The sequence below is a fragment of the Azospirillum sp. 11R-A genome, assembly GCF_049472615.1.
Classification (GTDB): Bacteria; Pseudomonadota; Alphaproteobacteria; order Azospirillales; family Azospirillaceae; genus Azospirillum; species Azospirillum palustre.
In genome coordinates this window covers 64844-82573 of record NZ_JBCEBL010000016.1, presented here as the reverse complement: position 1 = coordinate 82573, position 17730 = coordinate 64844, and the positions used below count along the sequence as shown (strand labels likewise).

The following is a 17730-nucleotide window of genomic DNA, read 5'->3' as shown; positions in this document are numbered from 1 at the left end:
AAAGTGGAAACCGCAAGCGGATGCGGATCGCAGGCGCGGCGACAATGGCCGGTTTGTGATAGGCTGCTGCCCACAGGGAGCGAAGATCAAGAACCGGAGGCGCAAAGCCCCATGGAAAGCTGGTTCATCCTGGCCGCGTCGCTGGCCTATCTGTTGTCGCTGTTCGCCATCGCATGGTACGGCGACCGGACCGGCCCCCATGGCAGCGAGCGGCGCACGCCCTGGCTCTATGCCCTGAGTTTCGGCGTCTATTGCACCTCCTGGACCTTCTACGGCGCGGTCGGACGGGCGGCGACCGGCGGTTTCTACTTCCTGCCCATCTATATCGGACCGATCCTGATGATCGGGCTGGGTTGGCCGGTGCTGGCCCGAATCGTCCGGGTGGCGAAGTCGGAGAACGTCGTCTCGATCTCCGACTTCCTGTCGGCGCGCTACGGCAAGAGCCGCAGCCTGGCGGCACTCGTCACCGTCGCCGCGGTGATCGGGCTGCTGCCCTACATCGCCCTGCAATTGAAGGCGATCAGCGTCAGCTTCGAAATCCTGGCCGGGGCGTCGCTGGGCACCGACCTCAGCCAGATGCCGGGCGGGACGGCGCTGATGGCGGCACTGCTGATGGCGGCCTTCGCCATCCTGTTCGGCGTGCGCAGCGTGTCGGCCAACGAGCATCACCGCGGCCTGATGATGGCCATCGCCGCGGAATCGGTGGTGAAGCTGGCCGCGGCGCTGGGCGTGGGCGGAGCCATCGCCTTGTCCGTCTTCGGCGACCCGGCGACCTTCTTCGACGCCGCCGTCCGCCATCCGGGCTTTCTGGAACTGATCCGGATGGACAGCATCGGCACCGACTGGTGGGTGGCCTGCCTGCTGTCGGGGCTGGCGATCCTGTGCCTGCCGCGCCAGTTCCACGTCGCGGTGGTGGAGAACACCCATGGCGGCGATGTGCGGTCGTCGGCGAAGCTGTTCCCGGCCTATCTGGTCGCCATCAACATCTTCGTCCTGCCGGTGGCGCTGGCCGGGCTGATGCTGTTTCCGGACGGCACGACGAATGCCGACACCTTCATGGTGTCGATCCCCTTGAGCCAGGGCTGGCCGTGGCTGGCGCTGGCCGCCTTCATCGGCGGTCTGTCGGCCGCCACAAGCATGATCCTGGTGGAGATGGTGGCGCTCAGCACCATGATCTGCAACGACGTGGCCGTCCCGCTGCTGATGGCGCTGCGCCCGGACGACCGGCGGCTGCGCGACGATCCGGCTGGGATCCTGCTGCTGGTGCGGCGGTCGGCGGTGATCGTGCTGGTTCTGCTGTCCTACGGCTGCTACCGGCTGATCGGCCCGGCCTTTCCGCTGGCGACCATCGGCATGATGAGCTTCACTGCGGTGGCGCAGTTCGCCCCGGCCCTGCTGGGCGGGCTGATCTGGAGCCGCGCCAGCCGCAGCGGCGCCTTCGCCGGCATCTGCGCCGGCTTCGTCGGCTGGGCCTACACCATGCTGCTGCCGTCCTTCGCCGACGCCGGATGGCTGGCCTCCAGCGCCTTGCGCGAGGGGCCGTTCGGCCTCACCGGCCTCAGCCCGGTGGCGCTCGCCGGCATCGCCGGCATCGACCCGCTGACCAATGCCGCCCTGTGGAGCCTGGGGCCGAACCTCCTGCTGTTCGTCGTGGTCTCGCTGCTGACCCGTCCGTCGACGCTGGAGCGCCAGCAGGCCGCCCGCTTCATGAGCCTGCGCCGCGCCTCCGACGGCGAGCCGCATGGGCCGCGCGGTGCCACGCTGGCCGACCTGCACGATCTGGCTCTGCGCTATGTCGGACAGTCGCGCGCCGATGCCGCCTTCCGCCGCTTCACCGGCGTGGCCGACGGCGATCTGCGCACCGCGCTGCTGATGCGCACCGATGGCGAGGCGATCCAGCTGACCGAGCGTCTGCTCGCCGGCGCCGTCGGATCGGCCTCGGCCCGCGTCGTGGTGGCTGGACTGCTGTCCGACCGCCGGCTGTCGCGCACCGATGCGCGGTCGATCATCGACGAAGCCTCACGCGCCATCCTGAAGCAGCACGAGCTTCTCCGCGCCACCGTGGAGAATGTGCCCCAGGGCATCGCCGTGTTCGACGAGGACTGGCGCGTCGCTACCTGGAACAACCAGTTCGTCGTCCTGCTGGAATTGCCGGACGGCTTCGTCCAGGTCGGCACCTCGTTGCAGGACATCGTCGGGCTGATCGCCCGGCGCGGCGAGTATGGCCGCAACGGCGAGATCGAGACCCTGCTGGAGCGCCGGTCCGATCCGCGCCGCCGCAACAAGCCCGACGTCTATGAGCGGGTGCGGCCCGACGGCACGGTGCTGGAGATCGCCACCAACCCGATGCCGGGTCAAAGGCCCGGTGGTGGCGGCGGCTTCGTCGCCGTCTACACCGACGTCACCGAACGCCACCGCGCCGCCGCCGCCCTGCGCGAGGCCAACGAAACGCTGGAACGCCGCATCGAGGAGCGCACCCACGCCCTGTCGGAAGCGAAGGCGGAGGCCGAGCGCGCCAACCGCGGCAAGACCCGCTTCCTGGCCGCCGCCAGCCACGACCTGCTGCAACCGCTGCACGCCGCCCGGCTGTTCCTGTCGGCTCTGGGCGAACGCAACGGCGACAGCGCCATCCGCCAGATCGACACCTCGCTGCGGTCGGTGGAAACGATCCTGGGCGATCTGCTGGACGTGTCGAAGATCGACAGCGGCGTGGTGAAGCCGAACCCGGTGCCGATGCGGATCGAGGAGTTGCTGAAGCCGCTGGGCGAGGAATTCACCGTGCTGGCCAGCCGCCATGGGCTGGGGCTGCGGGTGGTCGACTGTTCCGCCATCGTCCGCAGCGACCCGACGCTGCTGCGGCGCATCCTCCAGAACTATCTCGCCAACGCGGTGCGCTACACCCGCACCGGCCGCATCCTGCTGGGCTGCCGGCGGCGGGGGAGTTTCCTGTCCATCGAAGTGTGGGACACCGGGCCCGGCATCCCCGAACACAAGGTGCCGGAAATCTTCATGGAGTTCCGCCAGCTCGACAACGACGGCGACGATCGGGGCGACCGCGGCAAGGGGCTGGGGCTGGGTCTCGCCATCGTCGAGCGTCTGGCCGGCATCCTCGGCCACACGGTGCAGGTGCGCTCCAAGGTCGGGCGGGGCAGCGCCTTCTCCGTGCTGGTACCGCTGACCGACGAGCCGGTCGCCGCCCGTGCCGTCGTGGTCCGCCCGCGCGGCCGCGACCTGCGCGGCGTGCTGGTCCTTTGCCTGGAGAACGAGCCGGCCATCGCCCGCGCCACCGAGGATCTGCTGTCCAGCTGGTCCTGCCGCGTCGTCACCGCCGTCGCCCCCGACCTTGCGCTGGCGAAGCTGGAGGGGCGGACGCCGGACGTGATCCTGACCGACTACCACCTCGACCGCAGCCTGACCGGCGTGGAGGCCTTGCGGACCCTGCGCGCCTCGCTGGGCAGCGACATCCCCGCCGCCGTCGTCACCGCCGACCGCGACGCCGCCGTGCGCGAGGACATCGAGGCGGCCGGCTGCCGTCTGCTGTACAAGCCGGTGCGTCCGGGCGCGTTGCGGGCATTGCTCGGCCAGCTGCTCGCCGAAAGGCAGCGGATGGCCGGTTAGCCGCGCCGAAATTAAACCGCACAGAAATTGAGATTATTGACGGTTGAGACGCGGAGCCATACGGTTCCGGGGCATCGACCGTCACGGCCAGCCTTGGAGCTTCCGGTCAACGGACTCCACGATCCGAATAGGCCCCGTCAGGCAGGATGCGAATACTGGGGAGGCGCCTTGCGGCTTCGTCCGGAACCGTCGGGAGGACTCGGTTCCGCAAAAGGACGCAGCGGCGGCGCCGACGACAGGTATTGACGTGCAATGACGGAACGAAAGGATTGCCCTTCCATGGTGAATCCCACGGCGGCAAATTCCACGACACATTCGACTGCGGAACTTGAGGCGCTGCTGATGCAGCGTCCGCTGACCGATGTCGAGCTTCAGGCGACGGCGGAAGCGGCGGCAGACTTCCGCATCCTCCCCGATGCCACGGTGATCAAGATCGGCGGACAGAGCGTCATCGACCGCGGCCGGGCGGCGGTCTACCCGCTGGTGGACGAGATCGCGGCGGCGCGCAAGACCCACAAGCTGCTGATCGGCACCGGCGCCGGCACCCGCGCCCGGCACCTCTATTCCATCGCCGCCGGCCTTGGCCTGCCGGCCGGCGTGCTGTCGCAGCTCGGCGCCTCGGTCGCCGACCAGAATGCCGCCATGCTGGGGCAGTTGCTCGCCAAGCATGGCGTCTCCGCCGTGGACGGCGCCGGTCTGTCGGCAGTCCCGCTCTATCTGGCGGAGGTGCATGCCGTGGTCTTCAGCGGCATGCCGCCCTACACGCTGTGGATGCGCCCTCCGGCCAACGGCGTCATCCCGCCCTACCGCACCGACGCCGGCTGCTTCCTGGTCGCCGAGCAGTTCGGCTGCAAGCGGATGATCTATGTGAAGGACGAGAACGGGCTCTACACCGCCAACCCGAAGACGTCCAAGGATGCGACCTTCATTCCGAAGATTTCGGTCGACGAGATGAAGGCGAAGGGGCTTCAGGACTCGATCCTGGAATTCCCGGTGCTCGACCTGCTGAAGGCCGCGCGCCATGTCCGCGAGGTGCAGATCGTCAATGGTCTGGTCCCCGGCAACCTGACCCGCGCACTCGCCGGCGAGCATGTCGGCACCATCATCACCGCGAGCTGAGGAGCCGGGACATGTCCGAGACCATCAACACCATCAAGCATGTGGCCTCGCCGCTCGCGCGGCAGACCCTTCTCAACGACGACCTGACCCGTCCGGTTGCCGGCGGCCGGCCGATCGCGCTGCTGCCCTGGCTGCATGTGGTGAAGATCGGCGGCCGGTCGATCATGGACCGCGGCCGTGACGCGATCCTGCCGGTCGTCGAGGAAATCCGCCGCATCCTGCCGGAACACCGTCTGCTGATCCTGACCGGGGCCGGCATCCGCGCCCGCCATCTCTACAGCGTCGGGCTCGATCTCGGCCTGCCGGTCGGCTCGCTGGCGCCGCTGGCGGCGAGCGAGGCCGGGCAGAACGGCCATATCCTGGCTTCGCTGCTGGCACCGGAGGGCGTCTCCTATGTGGAGCATCCGACCATCGCCAGCCAGCTGGCCGTCCATCTGTCGGCCGCCCGCGCGGTGGTGGGCAGCGCCTTCCCGCCCTACCACCATCACGAATTCCCGACCTCGCGCATTCCGTCCCACCGGGCCGACACCGGGGCCTTCCTGCTGGCCGACGCGCTGGGGGCCGCCAGCCTGACCATCGTCGAGGATGTGGACGGCATTTACAGCACCGATCCCAACGGTGCGGACGGTGCCGCGGCCCGTCTGCTGGCGGAGGTCACCGCCGCCGATCTGGCTGCCCATGACGGTCCCCTGCCGGTGGACCGGGCATTCGTCGAGGTGCTGGCGAACGCCCGCCACATCACCCGCGTCCAGCTGGTGAACGGCCTGGTTCCGGGACGGCTGACCGCCGCACTGCGCGGCGAGCATGTCGGCACCATGATCCACACCGGCGCCCGCCGGAATTGACGGCCAGCAATTGAAGCCCCGCGATTGAAACCAGGGCAGCGGGCGTACCGGCAGCGATCCGGTGCGCCCGCCTCTACTCCACCGGTGGCGGCGGTACGGCGGACAGCGCCAGTTGGCTCGCCAGCACGGCGGCCTGGGTGCGGGTCAGCACGCCCAGCTTGCGCAGGATCGTGGTGACGTGCGCCTTCACCGTCGTTTCGGCGACGTTCATCTCATAGGCGATCTGTTTGTTCAGCTTGCCTTCGGCGATGCCGGCGAGGACGCGGAGCTGCTGGGGCGTCAGGGTGGCAGCGCGCTGGGCCGGGTCGGGCGCTTCGGTTTCCGGACCGCCGTTGATCTCCGGCAGCCACAGCTCCCCGTCCAGCACGGCGTGGATCGCCTCGACGATCTGGGTGTTCGGCGCCGATTTGGGCACGAAGCCGGAGGCGCCGTAGTCGATGGAGCGTTGAATCGTCACCGGATCCTCCGATGCCGACACCACGATCACCGGGATCGCCGGGTGTTCGGACCGCAGCATCATCAGGCCGATCAGGCCGCTCATGCCGGGCATGTGCAGGTCCAGCAGGATGATGTCCGGCGGCTCCCCGGTGTCCAGCAGCGGCTTGATCTGTTCGAACCGCGACGCTTCCAGAATCACGGCGCCGGCAATCGCCTGACCGATGGTCTGGGTCAAGGCGGTGCGCATCAGCGGGTGGTCGTCGGCAATCAGGATGCGGTGCGACATTGATTTTCCGAGAATGGAATTTCCGGACAAGGATAGTCCGGGTTTAAAACGGTTCCACCAGTATCCCCTTGCAGCCGACCGTTGACAACTGCGCCCAATGCCGCGCGTCGACGTTTCCGGTGGATTTCCCTTCATCCGTCCGCGGACGGAATGGCACCGGCGCTGGTGCGTTCGTGGATGGCCTGACGGCGGAAGCGGTACAGCTCGGCCGGCCGGCCCCCGGTCTGGCTTTCATACTGGCCGGTGGGTTCGACGAAGCCGCCGGTGATCATCAGGCGGCGGAAATTCTGCTTGTGCACGCGCTCGCCCGACAGCGCCTCCACCACCAGCTGGAGCTGGTGCAGGGTGAAGGTCGGCGGCAGCAGTTCGAACACGATGGGGCGGTAGCGCAGCTTGCCGCGCAGCCGCTCCAACGCGGTTGCCAGGATACGTCGGCCGTCGCGCGCCATCGGCCGGCCGAGCGCGCGCGGCATCGGCCCGCCGGCCGACACCGACGGGTCGACCCGGGCGGCGAGATCACGGTCGCGGAAGGACTCCACCACCAGCCCCGCTTCGTAGAGCAGTTCGAACCGCTCCAGCACACGTTCCATGTCCCAGTCGGCACCGTCCAGGCCGAAGGCCATCTGGGCGCGTTCGGCCCGGCGCAGCCGGGTCTCCTCGTCGGGTGCCGAGGCGATCCAGCCGCCGAGCGCCGGGGCGATCACGCCATCCAGCAGCGGCGGGCGCTGGTCGCGCCAGTCCTCCCACGGGAAATGGTCGTAGAGATCGCGCCATTCGGCCGAGCCGCCGCCGCCCAGGGGGCCATCCCGGACCAGCGCCAGATAACCGACCACGACCGAGCGCGGACCGCCGAACAGCTCGTGCGGGTCGCGGTAACGGTCGCCAAAGGTGTAGAGCTGCTCGACATAGCGGAGCGCCAGACCCGACAACCCCTCCGCCACCGCGCGGACACCATCCTGCAAGGTGCGGAAACGGTCGGGTTCGAAGGGCGCGCCGGGCAGCGCGTCGCGATGCGGCAACGGCTCGTCGCCGCGCCGGTGGTTGTCCGGCACGGTGAAGCCGCTGCGCACCGTCACGACGCGCGGCGTCCCGCCGGTCACCGCCACGATGGCGACCGACAGGCCCAGTTGGAGAGATTGGGTCACGGTGCGCCCCTCTCCTTTCGAAGAGGGGATGTCCGGCAATGTGGGATCAACGCTTGTCCAACGGGACGAAGGAACGGGCGGCGTGGCCGGTGAAGAGCTGGCGGGGGCGGCCGATCTTCTGGGCCGGATCCTCGATCATCTCCTTCCACTGGCTGATCCAGCCGACGGTGCGGGCCAGCGCGAACAGCACGGTGAACATGCTGGTCGGGAAGCCCATCGCCTTCAGGATGATGCCCGAGTAGAAATCGACGTTCGGATAGAGCTTCTTCTCGATGAAGTACTCGTCCGACAGGGCGATCYTCTCCAGYTCCATCGCGATGGCCAGATGCGGCTCGTCCTGGATGCCSAGSCGGTCGAGAACCTGATAGCAGGTCTCGCGCATGATCTTGGCGCGCGGATCGTAGTTCTTGTAGACCCGGTGGCCGAAGCCCATCAGGCGGAAGCTGTCGTTCTTGTCCTTGGCACGGCGGACGAACTCGGGGATACGCTCCACCGAGCCGATCTCCTCCAGCATCTTCAGCACGGCCTCGTTCGCACCGCCATGGGCCGGCCCCCACAGGGCCGCGATGCCCGACGCAATGCAGGCGAACGGATTGGCGTGCGACGAGCCGGCCAGGCGGACGGTGGAGGTCGAGGCGTTCTGCTCGTGGTCGGCATGCAGAATGAAGATCTTGTCCATCGCTTCCGACAGGACCGGATCGACCTTCCATTCCTCGCACGGCGTGCCGAACGTCATGTAGAGGAAGTTCTCCGCGTAGGACAGGTCGTTGCGCGGATACATGAAGGGCTCGCCGACCGTGTATTTATGGGCCATGGCGGCCATGGTCGGCATCTTGGCGATCAGGCGGTGCGCGGCGATCTTGCGCTGCACCGGATCGAAGATGTCGGTGGAGTCGTGATAGAAGGCCGACAGGGCACCGACGACGCCGCACATGATCGCCATCGGGTGGGCGTCGCGGCGGAAGCCGCTGTAGAACTTGGCCAGCTGCTCGTGCACCATCGTGTGGTAGGTGATGGTGCGCTCGAAATCGGCCTTCTGCTGCGGATTGGGCAGTTCGCCGTTCAGCAGCAGATGGCAGACCTCAAGGAAATCGCAATTCTCGGCAAGGTCGGCGATGGCATAGCCGCGGTGCAGCAGGACGCCCTCGTCGCCATCGATGTAGGTGATGGCCGAATCGCAGGCGGCGGTGGAGGTAAAGCCGGGGTCGTAGGTGAAATAGCCGGTTTCGGCGTAGAGCTTGCGAATGTCGATCACGTTGGGACCGGTGGACCCGCCGAGCAGCGGCAGCTTCAAAGTCTTGCCGGTGGCGTCGTCGGTCAGCGTGACGGTGCCGACCTGGGTCACATCGCCATGCGGCGTGTGCTTGCTCGATTCCATGACCTTTTCACACTCCTTGCTGGCCGGCTGGGCGGCGGCTCGCGGCCTCCGCTGCCGGACCTTGGTGGTTGGCCCGACTTGGCACGCACTGGGACTGCGCGCTTCGGCACCCTGCGGGGCGCCGCGCCGTCTTCTCCCGGTCTCCTTGGACGGAGACGTCTTCCTTCAACCCTCCGAAGGATAGGCCGGATGCGGAACACGCACCCATCCTGGTCGTTGACTCCTCCGGAAGATTGCAGAGGCAGAAGATAGCAGAGGACATCATGACCGACACGCCTCAAACGCGCACCCCCTCCGAAGGAATGCCCCAGCCGAAGAAATCCGGGGCGAAATCCGGGGCGGACACCCATGACCAGACCCCGGCCGGCGAACGCTCCCCGCGCGAGGACATGACGAAGACACCGGGCGACGGCACGTTGCAGGACGCCACCCCGGCCGGATTGTCGTCGAAGGAACTGCGGGAGCGGGCCGAGGATATCGACGGCTCGACCCAGCCCGGCACCGGCTGACGCCGGTTTCGGACAGTCGCGGCGCACCGGCTTCAGCCCGCCGGCCTCACGCCACCGGCCGCGGCACGCCGGTGCGCTCGCGCAAGCTCCGCTCCAGCCGCGCGGCCTCGCGCAACAGGACCGGCAGAAGCCGGGCCGCCTGATCCCTGTCGCCGTTGCGGCAGAGAACCTCCATGCGCCAGGCGATGTGCATGACCGCCATGCCGCCGAAACTGCCGGCGAGACTGGACAGGTCGTGCGCCTCCTGGGCCAGCGCGCGCAGGTCGACGGTGCCGGCCGGCATGGCATCATCCATCGCCGACAGCCGCTCCAGCCGGTGCGAGACATCTTCAAGGAAGCTGTCGACGATCAGCGCCAGGCTGTCGGCGCCCACCGTTTCCACCAGATCGTCCAGCACCGCCTCGTCCAGCGCCTCGCCGTCCTCGCCGCTGCCATCATCGTTCACGGCGGCGCTGCCCTTACCGCTTCCACCACCGGCCTCCGCCGCAGCGGCCGGCGGTTCAGCCGTGCCGATCCAGCGATCCAGCGCGGACAGCAGGCCGGCGCGGCTGATCGGCTTGGTCAGATAATCGCTCATCCCTGCACGCAGACACAGTTCGCGCGTTCCGGGCATGGCATCGGCGGTCAGGGCGATGATGGGCAGGCCGGCCAGCGCGCCGCCGCGCGCGCGGATCGCCTGGGCAGCCTCCAGCCCGTCCATTCCCGGCATCTGGACATCCATCAGCACCAGATCGAGGCCACCGCGGCAGGCCGCCGCCACCGCCTGCTCGCCATCCTCCGCCACCTCCACCGTGTAGCCCAGCCGGCGCAGCAGGGTGGTGGCGAACAGCTGGTTGGTGCGGTTGTCCTCCGCCAGCAGGATGCGTCCGCGGCGGAGCACGTCCTCCACCTTCGCTTCGGCGGACGGAACGGCAGACGCGGCGGGGGCCGCAGCGGCGAACAGCCCGGTCAGGCAGGCGGCCAGCGAACTCTGGCGCAGCGGGCGGTTCAGGGTCGCATGGGCCAAACCGGGCGCCGGTCCGCTTTCGCCGCGCACCGCCGGACCCAGCGTGACGATCAGCACGCGCCGCGTCCCGATCAGCGCCGGATCGCCGGCGACCGTCGCCAGCAGCGTGTCGCCGCCCATGCCGGGCATGGTCTGGTCGGCCAGCACCACGTCGAAGGGACGGCCCCCGGCCGCACCGCGCCGCAACGCCTCCAGCGCGTCAGGCCCGCTCTCCACACAGGTCGGCCAGGCACCCAGGCTGTCGAGCATCGAGGCCAGGACCCGGCGGTTCACCGCCAGATCGTCCACCACCAGCACGCTGCGCCCGGCCAGCGGCTGTTCGGCCGGCGGCAGAGCCTCTTCCGACAGGGCCAGCGGCAGGTCCACCAGGAAACGGCTGCCGATGCCCAGGCTGCTTTCCACCGCGATGCTGCCGCCCATCAGTTCCGACAGCTGGCGGCAGATCGCCAGCCCAAGGCCGGTTCCGCCGAACTTGCGGGTGATCGAGCCGTCCACCTGCTGGAACTTGTTGAACAGGGTCGGCATCGCTTCGGCGGGGATGCCGATGCCGGTATCGGTCACGGTGATGCGCAGCACCAGATGGGCGTCGGTGGCGTCCAGCACCTCCAGTTCCACCGCGACGGAGCCCCGGTCGGTGAACTTCACCGCGTTGCCGACCAGATTGACCAGGATCTGCCGGATGCGCGTCGGATCGCCCAGCAGGGTGCGGCGCAGCAGCGGATCGATGTAGAAGCCGATCTCGATCCCCTTCTCGTGGGCGCGCGGGGTCAGCAGTTCCACCACCCCTTCCACCAGATCGGCGGCGTCGAAGGGCAGCGTTTCGATGGTGACCCGGCCGGCCTCCAGCTTGGAGATGTCGAGGATGTCGTTGATGATGGTCAGCAGCGCATTGGACGAGCTGCGGATGGCCTGGGCGAACTGGCGCTGCTCGTCGGTCAGCGGGGTGTCGAACAGCAGCTCCGTCATGCCCTGGATGCCGTTCATCGGCGTGCGGATCTCGTGGCTCATCGCCGCCAGGAATTCCGACTTCGCCTGGGTCGCCGCCTCGGCACGGGCGCGCAGGGCGTCGGCCTCCTCGCGGGCGGCGTCGAGCCCTTCGGCCAGCGCACACATGTCGGCGGCCTGGCGCTGCAACTCCGCCTCGAAGCGCTTGCGTTCGGTGATGTCGGTGCGGGTACAGACCAGCGAGCCGTTGCTGGTCCGGTTCTCCGCCACCACGATCCAGCGGCCGTCAGGCAGTTCCCGCTCGAACGGCGCGCCGGGGTTGCGGTGCTGGGCCAGTTCGGCCTGGATCCAGGTTTCGTCGTTCGGCCCGTCCGGATTGCCGGCGAACTCGCCGTTCGCCACGGCGGCGCGCAGAATATCTTCGAACGGGCGGCCGGGGACCATCAGCGGCGCCGTCAGCGGATGGGCTTCGCGATAGCGCTCGTTGCACAGGATCAGCCGGTCGTCGGCATCGAAATAGGCCAGCCCCTCCGGCACCGCCTCGATCGCATCGTCCAGCGTCTGCTTGGCGAGCCTCAGCTCCTCTTCCGTCAGCTTGTCGCGCGTGATGTCGGTATGGGCGCCGACCATGCGCACGACGCGGCCCTCGGCATCGCGGATGTGGATGGCGCGGCTGAGGATGTAGACGGTGTGGCCCTGCTTGTGGCGGAAGCGCTGCACCGCCTCGAATTTCGGGATCAGCCCGGCATTGTAGGCGCGGACCATCTCCAGCGCGGCGATCCGGTCCTCCTCGAAGATCAGGCCGGCCCACATGTCCAGGCTGTTCTCCAACTCGCCGTCGCGGTAGCCGAGCTGCTCCTTCCAGGTGGGGGAGAACCAGATCCCGCCGCCTTCCAGATTCCAGTCCCAGATGCCGTCCCGCGTCGCCTGGACGGTCAGGTCGAGAAGCTCGCGGTTCGACCGCAGTTCCGCCTCCTCCCGCTTGGCGTCGGTGATGTCCTGCACGACGCCGAGCAGGCCGACCGGCCGGCCGTCGTCGCCGCATTCGGCCATGCCGCGAATGAAGACATGGCGCAGCGCCCCGCCCGGCCGGATGACGCGTGCCTCGATTGAAAACCCCTCGCCGGTCTTCCGTGCCCGCTCGACCAGATCGGCCAGGGGCTTGCGGTCGTCGGGGTGGTAACAGGCGCGCGACAGCTCGACGGTCGGCTGTTGCTGCTGCGGCGGCAGGCCCAGGATGCGGTAGACCTCGTCGGACCAGCGGCGGATATCGGTGACGAAGTCGACGTACCAGTGGCCGAACTGGCCAATCTCCTCGGCGAGATTCAGCAGGCGCGACCGGTCGCGCAGCTCCGCTTCCGCCAACTCGCGCCGGGCAACCTCGCGGCGCAGCGTCATCTCGTCCACCACCAGCCGGGCGAGCTGGGCCAGCGTCTCCGCCTCACGGGCATCGAAACCGCCACGGGGCCTGTCGTCGATGACGCACAGCGTCCCCAGCTTCCGCCCGTCCGCCACCAGCGGCGCACCGGCATAAAAGCGGATGTGCGGGTCGCCGGTGACCAGCGGATTTCCGGCGAACCGCCGGTCCCTGGTCGCGTCGGCCACCACCAGCACGCCGTCGTCCAGAATGGCATGGGCGCAGAAGGCGAAGTCGCGGTGAGTTTCCGTCGCCTCCAGCCCGGCGCGGCTCTTGAACCACTGGCGGTCGCGGTCGATCAGCGACACCAGCGCGATGCGGGTCCGGAAGAAATGGCGGGCCAGCCGGGTGATGTTGTCGAACCCCGGCTCGGGCGGCGTATCGAGGATGCAGTAGGAGTGCAGAACCGCCAGCCGGCCGCTCTCGTCGGGCGGCAGGGCCGCCGGCACCGGCCCCTCGACCGGATCCGCACTCACGCAGCCGTCTCCCCGGCGCTGCGGCCGTCGGCGATACGCCACTGCTGGAGCTTGCGGTAGATGGTGGAGGGGCTGATCTCCAGTATCAGGGCGGCGCGCGGCACATCATCGCCGGTCAGCCGCAGCGCCTTCTGGATCATCTCCTTCTCGACCTGCCACAGCGGCTGCACGGCGTCGTCCCCTTCCGGCAGGTCGGCGGGCGGCGAACCGCAGGCGGCGCAGGCGGCCGCAGAGCCATCCGGGCCGGCCATCGGCGGCAGCATGTCCAGGGTGACCTGCGGCCCGTCGTTCAGGACCACGACATTGCGGATGACGTTCTGCAATTGGCGCACATTGCCCGGCCAGTCATGGGCACGCAGCCTAGCCTCCACCTCCGGCGTGAAGGCCGCCAGCGCCTTCCCCTCCTCCCGCGCATAGTCGAACAGGAAGGAGCGGGCAATCTCGATCACGTCGTCGCCGCGGTCGCGCAGCGGCGGCAGGGCCAGCGGGATGACGTGCAGGCGGTAATAGAGATCCTCCCGGAAACGGGCGGCCTGCACCTCCGCCAGCGGATCGCGGTTGGTGGCGGCGACGAAGCGCACGTCCACCCGCTCCTCCCGGCCGCTGCCGACGGGGTTGACCGTGCCGGTCTGGACGAAGCGCAGAAGTTTGCTCTGCAAGTCGAACGGCATCTCGCAGATCTCGTCCAGGAACAGCGTGCCGCCGTCGGCCAGCAGCGCCGCACCGGGCCGGTCGCCCGCCGCTCCGGTGAAGGCGCCCTTCACATGGCCGAAGATCTCCGATTCCAGCAGGTCCTTGGGGATCGCGGCACAGTTCAGCGCGACGAAGGCGCCGTTGCGACGCGGGCTGGCACGGTGGATGGCCTGGGCTGCCACCTCCTTGCCGGTTCCGCTTTCGCCGGTGATGAAGACGTTGGCCCGGCTGGCGGCCACGCTCTCGATCGTGCGGTAGACCGCCTGCATCTCGGGCGAGCTGCCGATGAAGCCATGGAAGCGCCCGCGGTCCAGATCTTTGCGGTATCCCTCCACCATGCGGGCCAGGGTCCGCCGTTCCAGCGCGTTGCGCAGGGTCAGGTTCAGCCGGTCCGCGTTGAACGGCTTCACGATGAAATCGAAGGCGCCGAGCTTCATCGCCTCCACCGCCAGATCGATGGAGCCATGGGCGGTGATGATGACCACCGACACGCTTGCGTCGCGGGCATGCAGCGCCTGCAACACCTCCAGCCCGTCCATGTCCGGCAGCTTCAGGTCCAGGATCACCGCGTCGGGCGGGGAGGCCGCCGCCGCGTCCAGCGCTTCGCCCCCGCGGGTGCAATGCACGACCTCATGCGCGTCGGCGCGCAGGAACTCGATGTAGAGCTTGGCGAGCGGGACCGTATCCTCGATCAGCAGGATCCGGCGCTTCTTGGAAGAGGACGAGGAAGTGGACAAGGAAGACAAGGGCGGCACTCGGGCAGAGTGGATAAGGCAAGTCCAGTCAGGCAGACGGCGGCACTGAGCAATGCCACAGTGTAACCCGGCCAAGGGCTTGCCGCCAGTCAGGGCAAGCCCACAGACATAGTACCTTCGCCATGACGCCCCGCCGGGCAGAGATCCGGAGCGGTCCGGGTCCTCTCACACCCCGCTGTCGATCAGGTCGGTCCGGCCGATCCGCCGCAGCGAGACCTGGACGCGGGCGTTGTGCTCGCGGATCTCGCGCAGGGTCTGCAAGGTGAACTCCACATGGCCCTCGGCCGCCGCACTCGCTGCCGCGGCGTTGCCGTCCAGCACCGCATTGGCGATGGCCAGATGCTGTTGCAGCAGCAGCTCGCGCACGCCCGGCCGGGAATAGAGGTCGGTGCGGTTGTAGAACACGTCGTTGCGCAGCAGGTCGGACAGCGTCCGCATGATGTGCAGCATGACGACGTTGTGCGCCGCCTCGTAGATCGCCAGATGCAGGTCGGCGTCAGAATCCGCCTCTTCCGAGCTGTCGTCCTTGCCGTGGGCGGCCTGCATCCGGGCGACGATGGTGCGGATGCCATCGCGGTCGAGGTCGGTCGCCCGCTGGGCCGCGAGCCCGGCGGCGGCCGCTTCTATGGAACGGCGGAACTCCAGATAGTCGAAGGACGCGTCCGGCTTGTTGCGCATCAGCGTCATCAGCGGATCGGCGATCTGCGACAGGAAGCTGGCGACATGGGTGCCGCCGCGCCCGCTGACCAGCAGGCCACGCTCCTCCAGCTTGGCGATGGCGTCGCGCAGCGACGGGCGCGACACGTCCAGCTTCACCGCCAGCTCGCGTTCGGCCAGCAGCTTTTCCCCCGGACGCAGCGCGCCTTCCAGAATCAGCCGTTCCAGATGCTCGGCAATGGCGTCGGCCAGCTTGGCCGGTTTGATCGTCCCCTGCATTGGGTGGGCGGCCTCTCCCTTGTGCGTCCCGATCCTCTTCAATAGCGATGGACGGAACAGGCGTCCAGAGCGGCGGCGACCGGCGAGGTCGCACCCCCCTACCAAAGTTGGTCGGCTGACAAACGATTCAGCCATTGCACAGTCTGGTAAAATATTTTATCCAACGCCCACCGTATGGATAAGAGATGTCCATCGCCGCCGGACTGGCTAGGGGCCTTCCCCAAACCAGCCGGGGCGGAAAGTGCATCCACAACGTACCGGGACAGGACGGACCAGCACCCGCAAGGGCGCATCCGCACCGTAAGCATCGGGGCCGCAAGACCCCGGCGGCGGTGAACGCCTCTGTTTTGCCGACATCCGGCCTTCCTCCCGCGCCGTCCTCCAGGCGCGGGCAGGCAGGATGTGTGCAAAATCGGCTCTCCTTCTCCCGGGACACCGTTCGGACCGACATCACTCCCCGAGAAGGAGCCCCCTGACGATGAGCTGGTCGCAAGTCTACGACCCGATGAACAACATCTGGCTGTCGACGCTGTTCGCGTCGCTGCCGGTCCTGGTGATGCTGGGCGGTCTCGGCATCTTCCATATGAAGGCGCACCGCGCAGCCCTGCTGGGTCTGGCGACGGCGCTGGCGGTGGCCATCGTCGTGTTCGGCATGCCGGTGGCGATGGCGGGAAAGACCGCGCTGCTGGGTGCGGCTTACGGTCTGCTGCCGATCGGCTGGATCGTCGTCAACATCATCTTCCTCTATCACCTGACCGAGCAGCGCGGGCAGTTCAAGATCCTGCAGGAAAGCATCACCGGCATCACCAACGACCGCCGGCTCCAGCTCCTGCTGATCGCCTTCTGCTTCGGCGCCTTCTTCGAGGGTGCCGCCGGCTTCGGCACGCCGGTCGCCGTGACCGGCGCCATGCTGATCGGGCTGGGCTTCACCCCGCTGGCGGCCTCGGGCCTGTCGCTGATCGCCAACACCGCCCCGGTCGCCTATGGCGCGCTGGGCACGCCGGTGCTGGCGCTGGCGGCGGTCACCGGCCTGCCTCTGCTGGACCTGTCGGCGATGATCGGCCGTCAGCTTCCGTTCTTCTCGGTGCTGGTGCCGTTCTGGCTGATCGTCGCCTTCGCCGGCTGGCGCGGCATGATCCAGATCTGGCCGGCCATCCTGGTCGCCGGCGTCTCCTTCGCCGTCCCGCAGTATCTGGTGTCGAACTATCACGGCCCCTGGCTGGTGGACGTCGCCGCCGCCATCGTCTCGCTGGTCTGCGTCACCCTGTTCCTGAAGGTCTGGCACCCGAAGGCGATCTGGCACACCGCCGGCGGGGCCTCCGCCATGACGCAGTCCGCCGGCGCCGCCGTGGTACAAGGCGAGGCGCGCCGCAGCCACGGCTACAGCGGCGCGGAAGTCCGCCGCGCCTGGATGCCCTGGGCGATCCTCAGCGTGCTGGTCTTCCTGTGGGGCATCCCCGAGGTCAAGGCCTTCCTCGACGGCGTGTCGATCTTCAAGTTCCCGATCGACGGCCTGCACAACATGGTGATGCGCGTTCCCCCGGTGGTGGCCAAGGCCCATCCGGAGGCGGCCGTCTACACCCTGAACTGGCTGTCGGCCACCGGCACCGGCATCTTCATCGCCGCCGTCATCTCCGGCTTCCTGATGGGCTATTCGCCGGTCGAGATGGTGAAGACCTACGGCCGCACCCTCTACGCCATCCGCAACTCGCTGCTGACCATCTCGGCGATGCTGGCGCTCGGCTACACCACCCGCTACTCGGGCCTCGACACCACGCTGGGCCTCGCCTTCGCCAACTCCGGCTTCCTCTACCCGTTCTTCGGCACCTTCCTGGGCTGGCTCGGCGTGGCGCTGACCGGGTCGGACACGGCATCCAACGTGCTGTTCGGCAGCCTGCAGAAGGTGTCGTCGGAACAGCTCGGCCTGCCGCCGACGCTGATGGCCGCCGCCAACAGCTCGGGCGGCGTGATGGGCAAGATGATCGACGCCCAGAGCATCGTCGTCGCCGCCGTCGCCACCAAGTGGCATGGACATGAGGGCAAGATCCTGCGCTTCGTCATCTGGCACTCGCTGGCGCTGACCGCGCTGGTCGGCCTGCTGGTGATGGCGCAGGCCTATCTCTGGCCCTTCACCCTGATGGTGATCGGCCGCTAAGCGGCCGTT

General features: G+C 68.4%; 11 protein-coding genes. 5 read left to right on the top strand and 6 right to left on the bottom strand.

Going from position 1 to position 17730, the window contains the following annotated elements:
- Positions 1–111: 111 nt before the first annotated feature.
- The 3 genes from VH569_RS20890 to VH569_RS20880 all read left to right on the top strand — a co-directional run bounded on the left by VH569_RS20890 (position 112) and on the right by VH569_RS20880 (position 5582).
- A complete protein-coding gene (locus tag VH569_RS20890; protein ID WP_423317566.1) occupies positions 112–3618 on the top strand; it encodes a NahK/ErcS family hybrid sensor histidine kinase/response regulator in 3507 nt (1168 codons plus the stop codon).
- A gap of 279 nt (positions 3619–3897) precedes the next feature.
- On the top strand, positions 3898–4737 hold the full coding sequence (locus VH569_RS20885) for a uridine kinase (RefSeq protein ID WP_423317565.1): 840 nt from the start codon (positions 3898–3900) through the stop codon (positions 4735–4737).
- 11 nt (positions 4738–4748) lie between these two features.
- On the top strand, positions 4749–5582 hold the full coding sequence (locus VH569_RS20880) for a molybdenum storage protein subunit alpha (RefSeq protein WP_423317563.1): 834 nt from the start codon (positions 4749–4751) through the stop codon (positions 5580–5582).
- A 73-nt stretch (positions 5583–5655) separates the two neighbouring features.
- Here VH569_RS20880 and VH569_RS20875 read toward each other — a convergent pair whose 3' ends face one another.
- From VH569_RS20875 to gltA, 3 genes are all read right to left on the bottom strand, one after another.
- Entirely contained in the window at positions 5656–6306 is a 651-nt protein-coding gene (locus tag VH569_RS20875; RefSeq protein WP_109051712.1) for a response regulator, read from the bottom strand.
- Between the two features lie 131 nt (positions 6307–6437).
- Entirely contained in the window at positions 6438–7451 is a 1014-nt protein-coding gene (locus tag VH569_RS20870) for an NUDIX hydrolase (protein ID WP_423317561.1), read from the bottom strand.
- Positions 7452–7497: 46 nt separating this feature from the next.
- Positions 7498–8829: a citrate synthase gene (gltA, locus tag VH569_RS20865; RefSeq protein ID WP_423317559.1), complete on the bottom strand. Its 1332-nt coding sequence runs from the start codon at positions 8827–8829 to the stop codon at positions 7498–7500.
- Between the two features lie 263 nt (positions 8830–9092).
- Between gltA and VH569_RS20860 the strand changes: the two genes are divergently transcribed.
- Positions 9093–9338 (top strand): hypothetical protein, encoded by a 246-nt coding sequence (locus tag VH569_RS20860; protein WP_423317557.1) that lies wholly within the window; start codon positions 9093–9095, stop codon positions 9336–9338.
- A gap of 46 nt (positions 9339–9384) precedes the next feature.
- Here VH569_RS20860 and VH569_RS20855 read toward each other — a convergent pair whose 3' ends face one another.
- The 3 genes from VH569_RS20855 to VH569_RS20845 form a co-directional block, all read right to left on the bottom strand.
- Positions 9385–13182: a response regulator gene (locus VH569_RS20855; RefSeq protein ID WP_423317555.1), complete on the bottom strand. Its 3798-nt coding sequence runs from the start codon at positions 13180–13182 to the stop codon at positions 9385–9387.
- Complete coding sequence (locus VH569_RS20850; protein WP_423317690.1) at positions 13179–14612, bottom strand: sigma-54-dependent transcriptional regulator; 1434 nt, start codon at positions 14610–14612, stop codon at positions 13179–13181. The genes VH569_RS20855 and VH569_RS20850 overlap by 4 nt, the downstream gene beginning before the upstream one ends.
- A gap of 183 nt (positions 14613–14795) precedes the next feature.
- A complete protein-coding gene (locus VH569_RS20845; RefSeq protein WP_423317553.1) occupies positions 14796–15566 on the bottom strand; it encodes an FCD domain-containing protein in 771 nt (256 codons plus the stop codon).
- Positions 15567–16044: 478 nt separating this feature from the next.
- On the opposite strand from VH569_RS20845, the gene VH569_RS20840 reads away from it, so the two are divergent.
- Positions 16045–17721 carry an L-lactate permease gene (locus tag VH569_RS20840; protein WP_423317551.1) on the top strand — a complete coding sequence of 559 codons (1677 nt, stop codon included), beginning with the start codon at positions 16045–16047 and terminating at the stop codon, positions 17719–17721.
- Positions 17722–17730 lie beyond the last annotated feature (9 nt).

Bases quoted from the DNA above. Each gene is read 5' to 3' on its own strand.
- VH569_RS20890 (WP_423317566.1), top strand. From the start codon at position 112: ATGGAAAGCTGGTTCATCCTGGCCGCGTCGCTGGCCTATCTGTTGTCG.
- VH569_RS20885 (WP_423317565.1), top strand. From the start codon at position 3,898: ATGGTGAATCCCACGGCGGCAAATTCCACGACACATTCGACTGCGGAA.
- VH569_RS20880 (WP_423317563.1), top strand. From the start codon at position 4,749: ATGTCCGAGACCATCAACACCATCAAGCATGTGGCCTCGCCGCTCGCG.
- VH569_RS20875 (WP_109051712.1), bottom strand. From the start codon at position 6,306: ATGTCGCACCGCATCCTGATTGCCGACGACCACCCGCTGATGCGCACC.
- VH569_RS20860 (WP_423317557.1), top strand. From the start codon at position 9,093: ATGACCGACACGCCTCAAACGCGCACCCCCTCCGAAGGAATGCCCCAG.
- VH569_RS20845 (WP_423317553.1), bottom strand. From the start codon at position 15,566: ATGCAGGGGACGATCAAACCGGCCAAGCTGGCCGACGCCATTGCCGAG.
- VH569_RS20840 (WP_423317551.1), top strand. From the start codon at position 16,045: ATGAGCTGGTCGCAAGTCTACGACCCGATGAACAACATCTGGCTGTCG.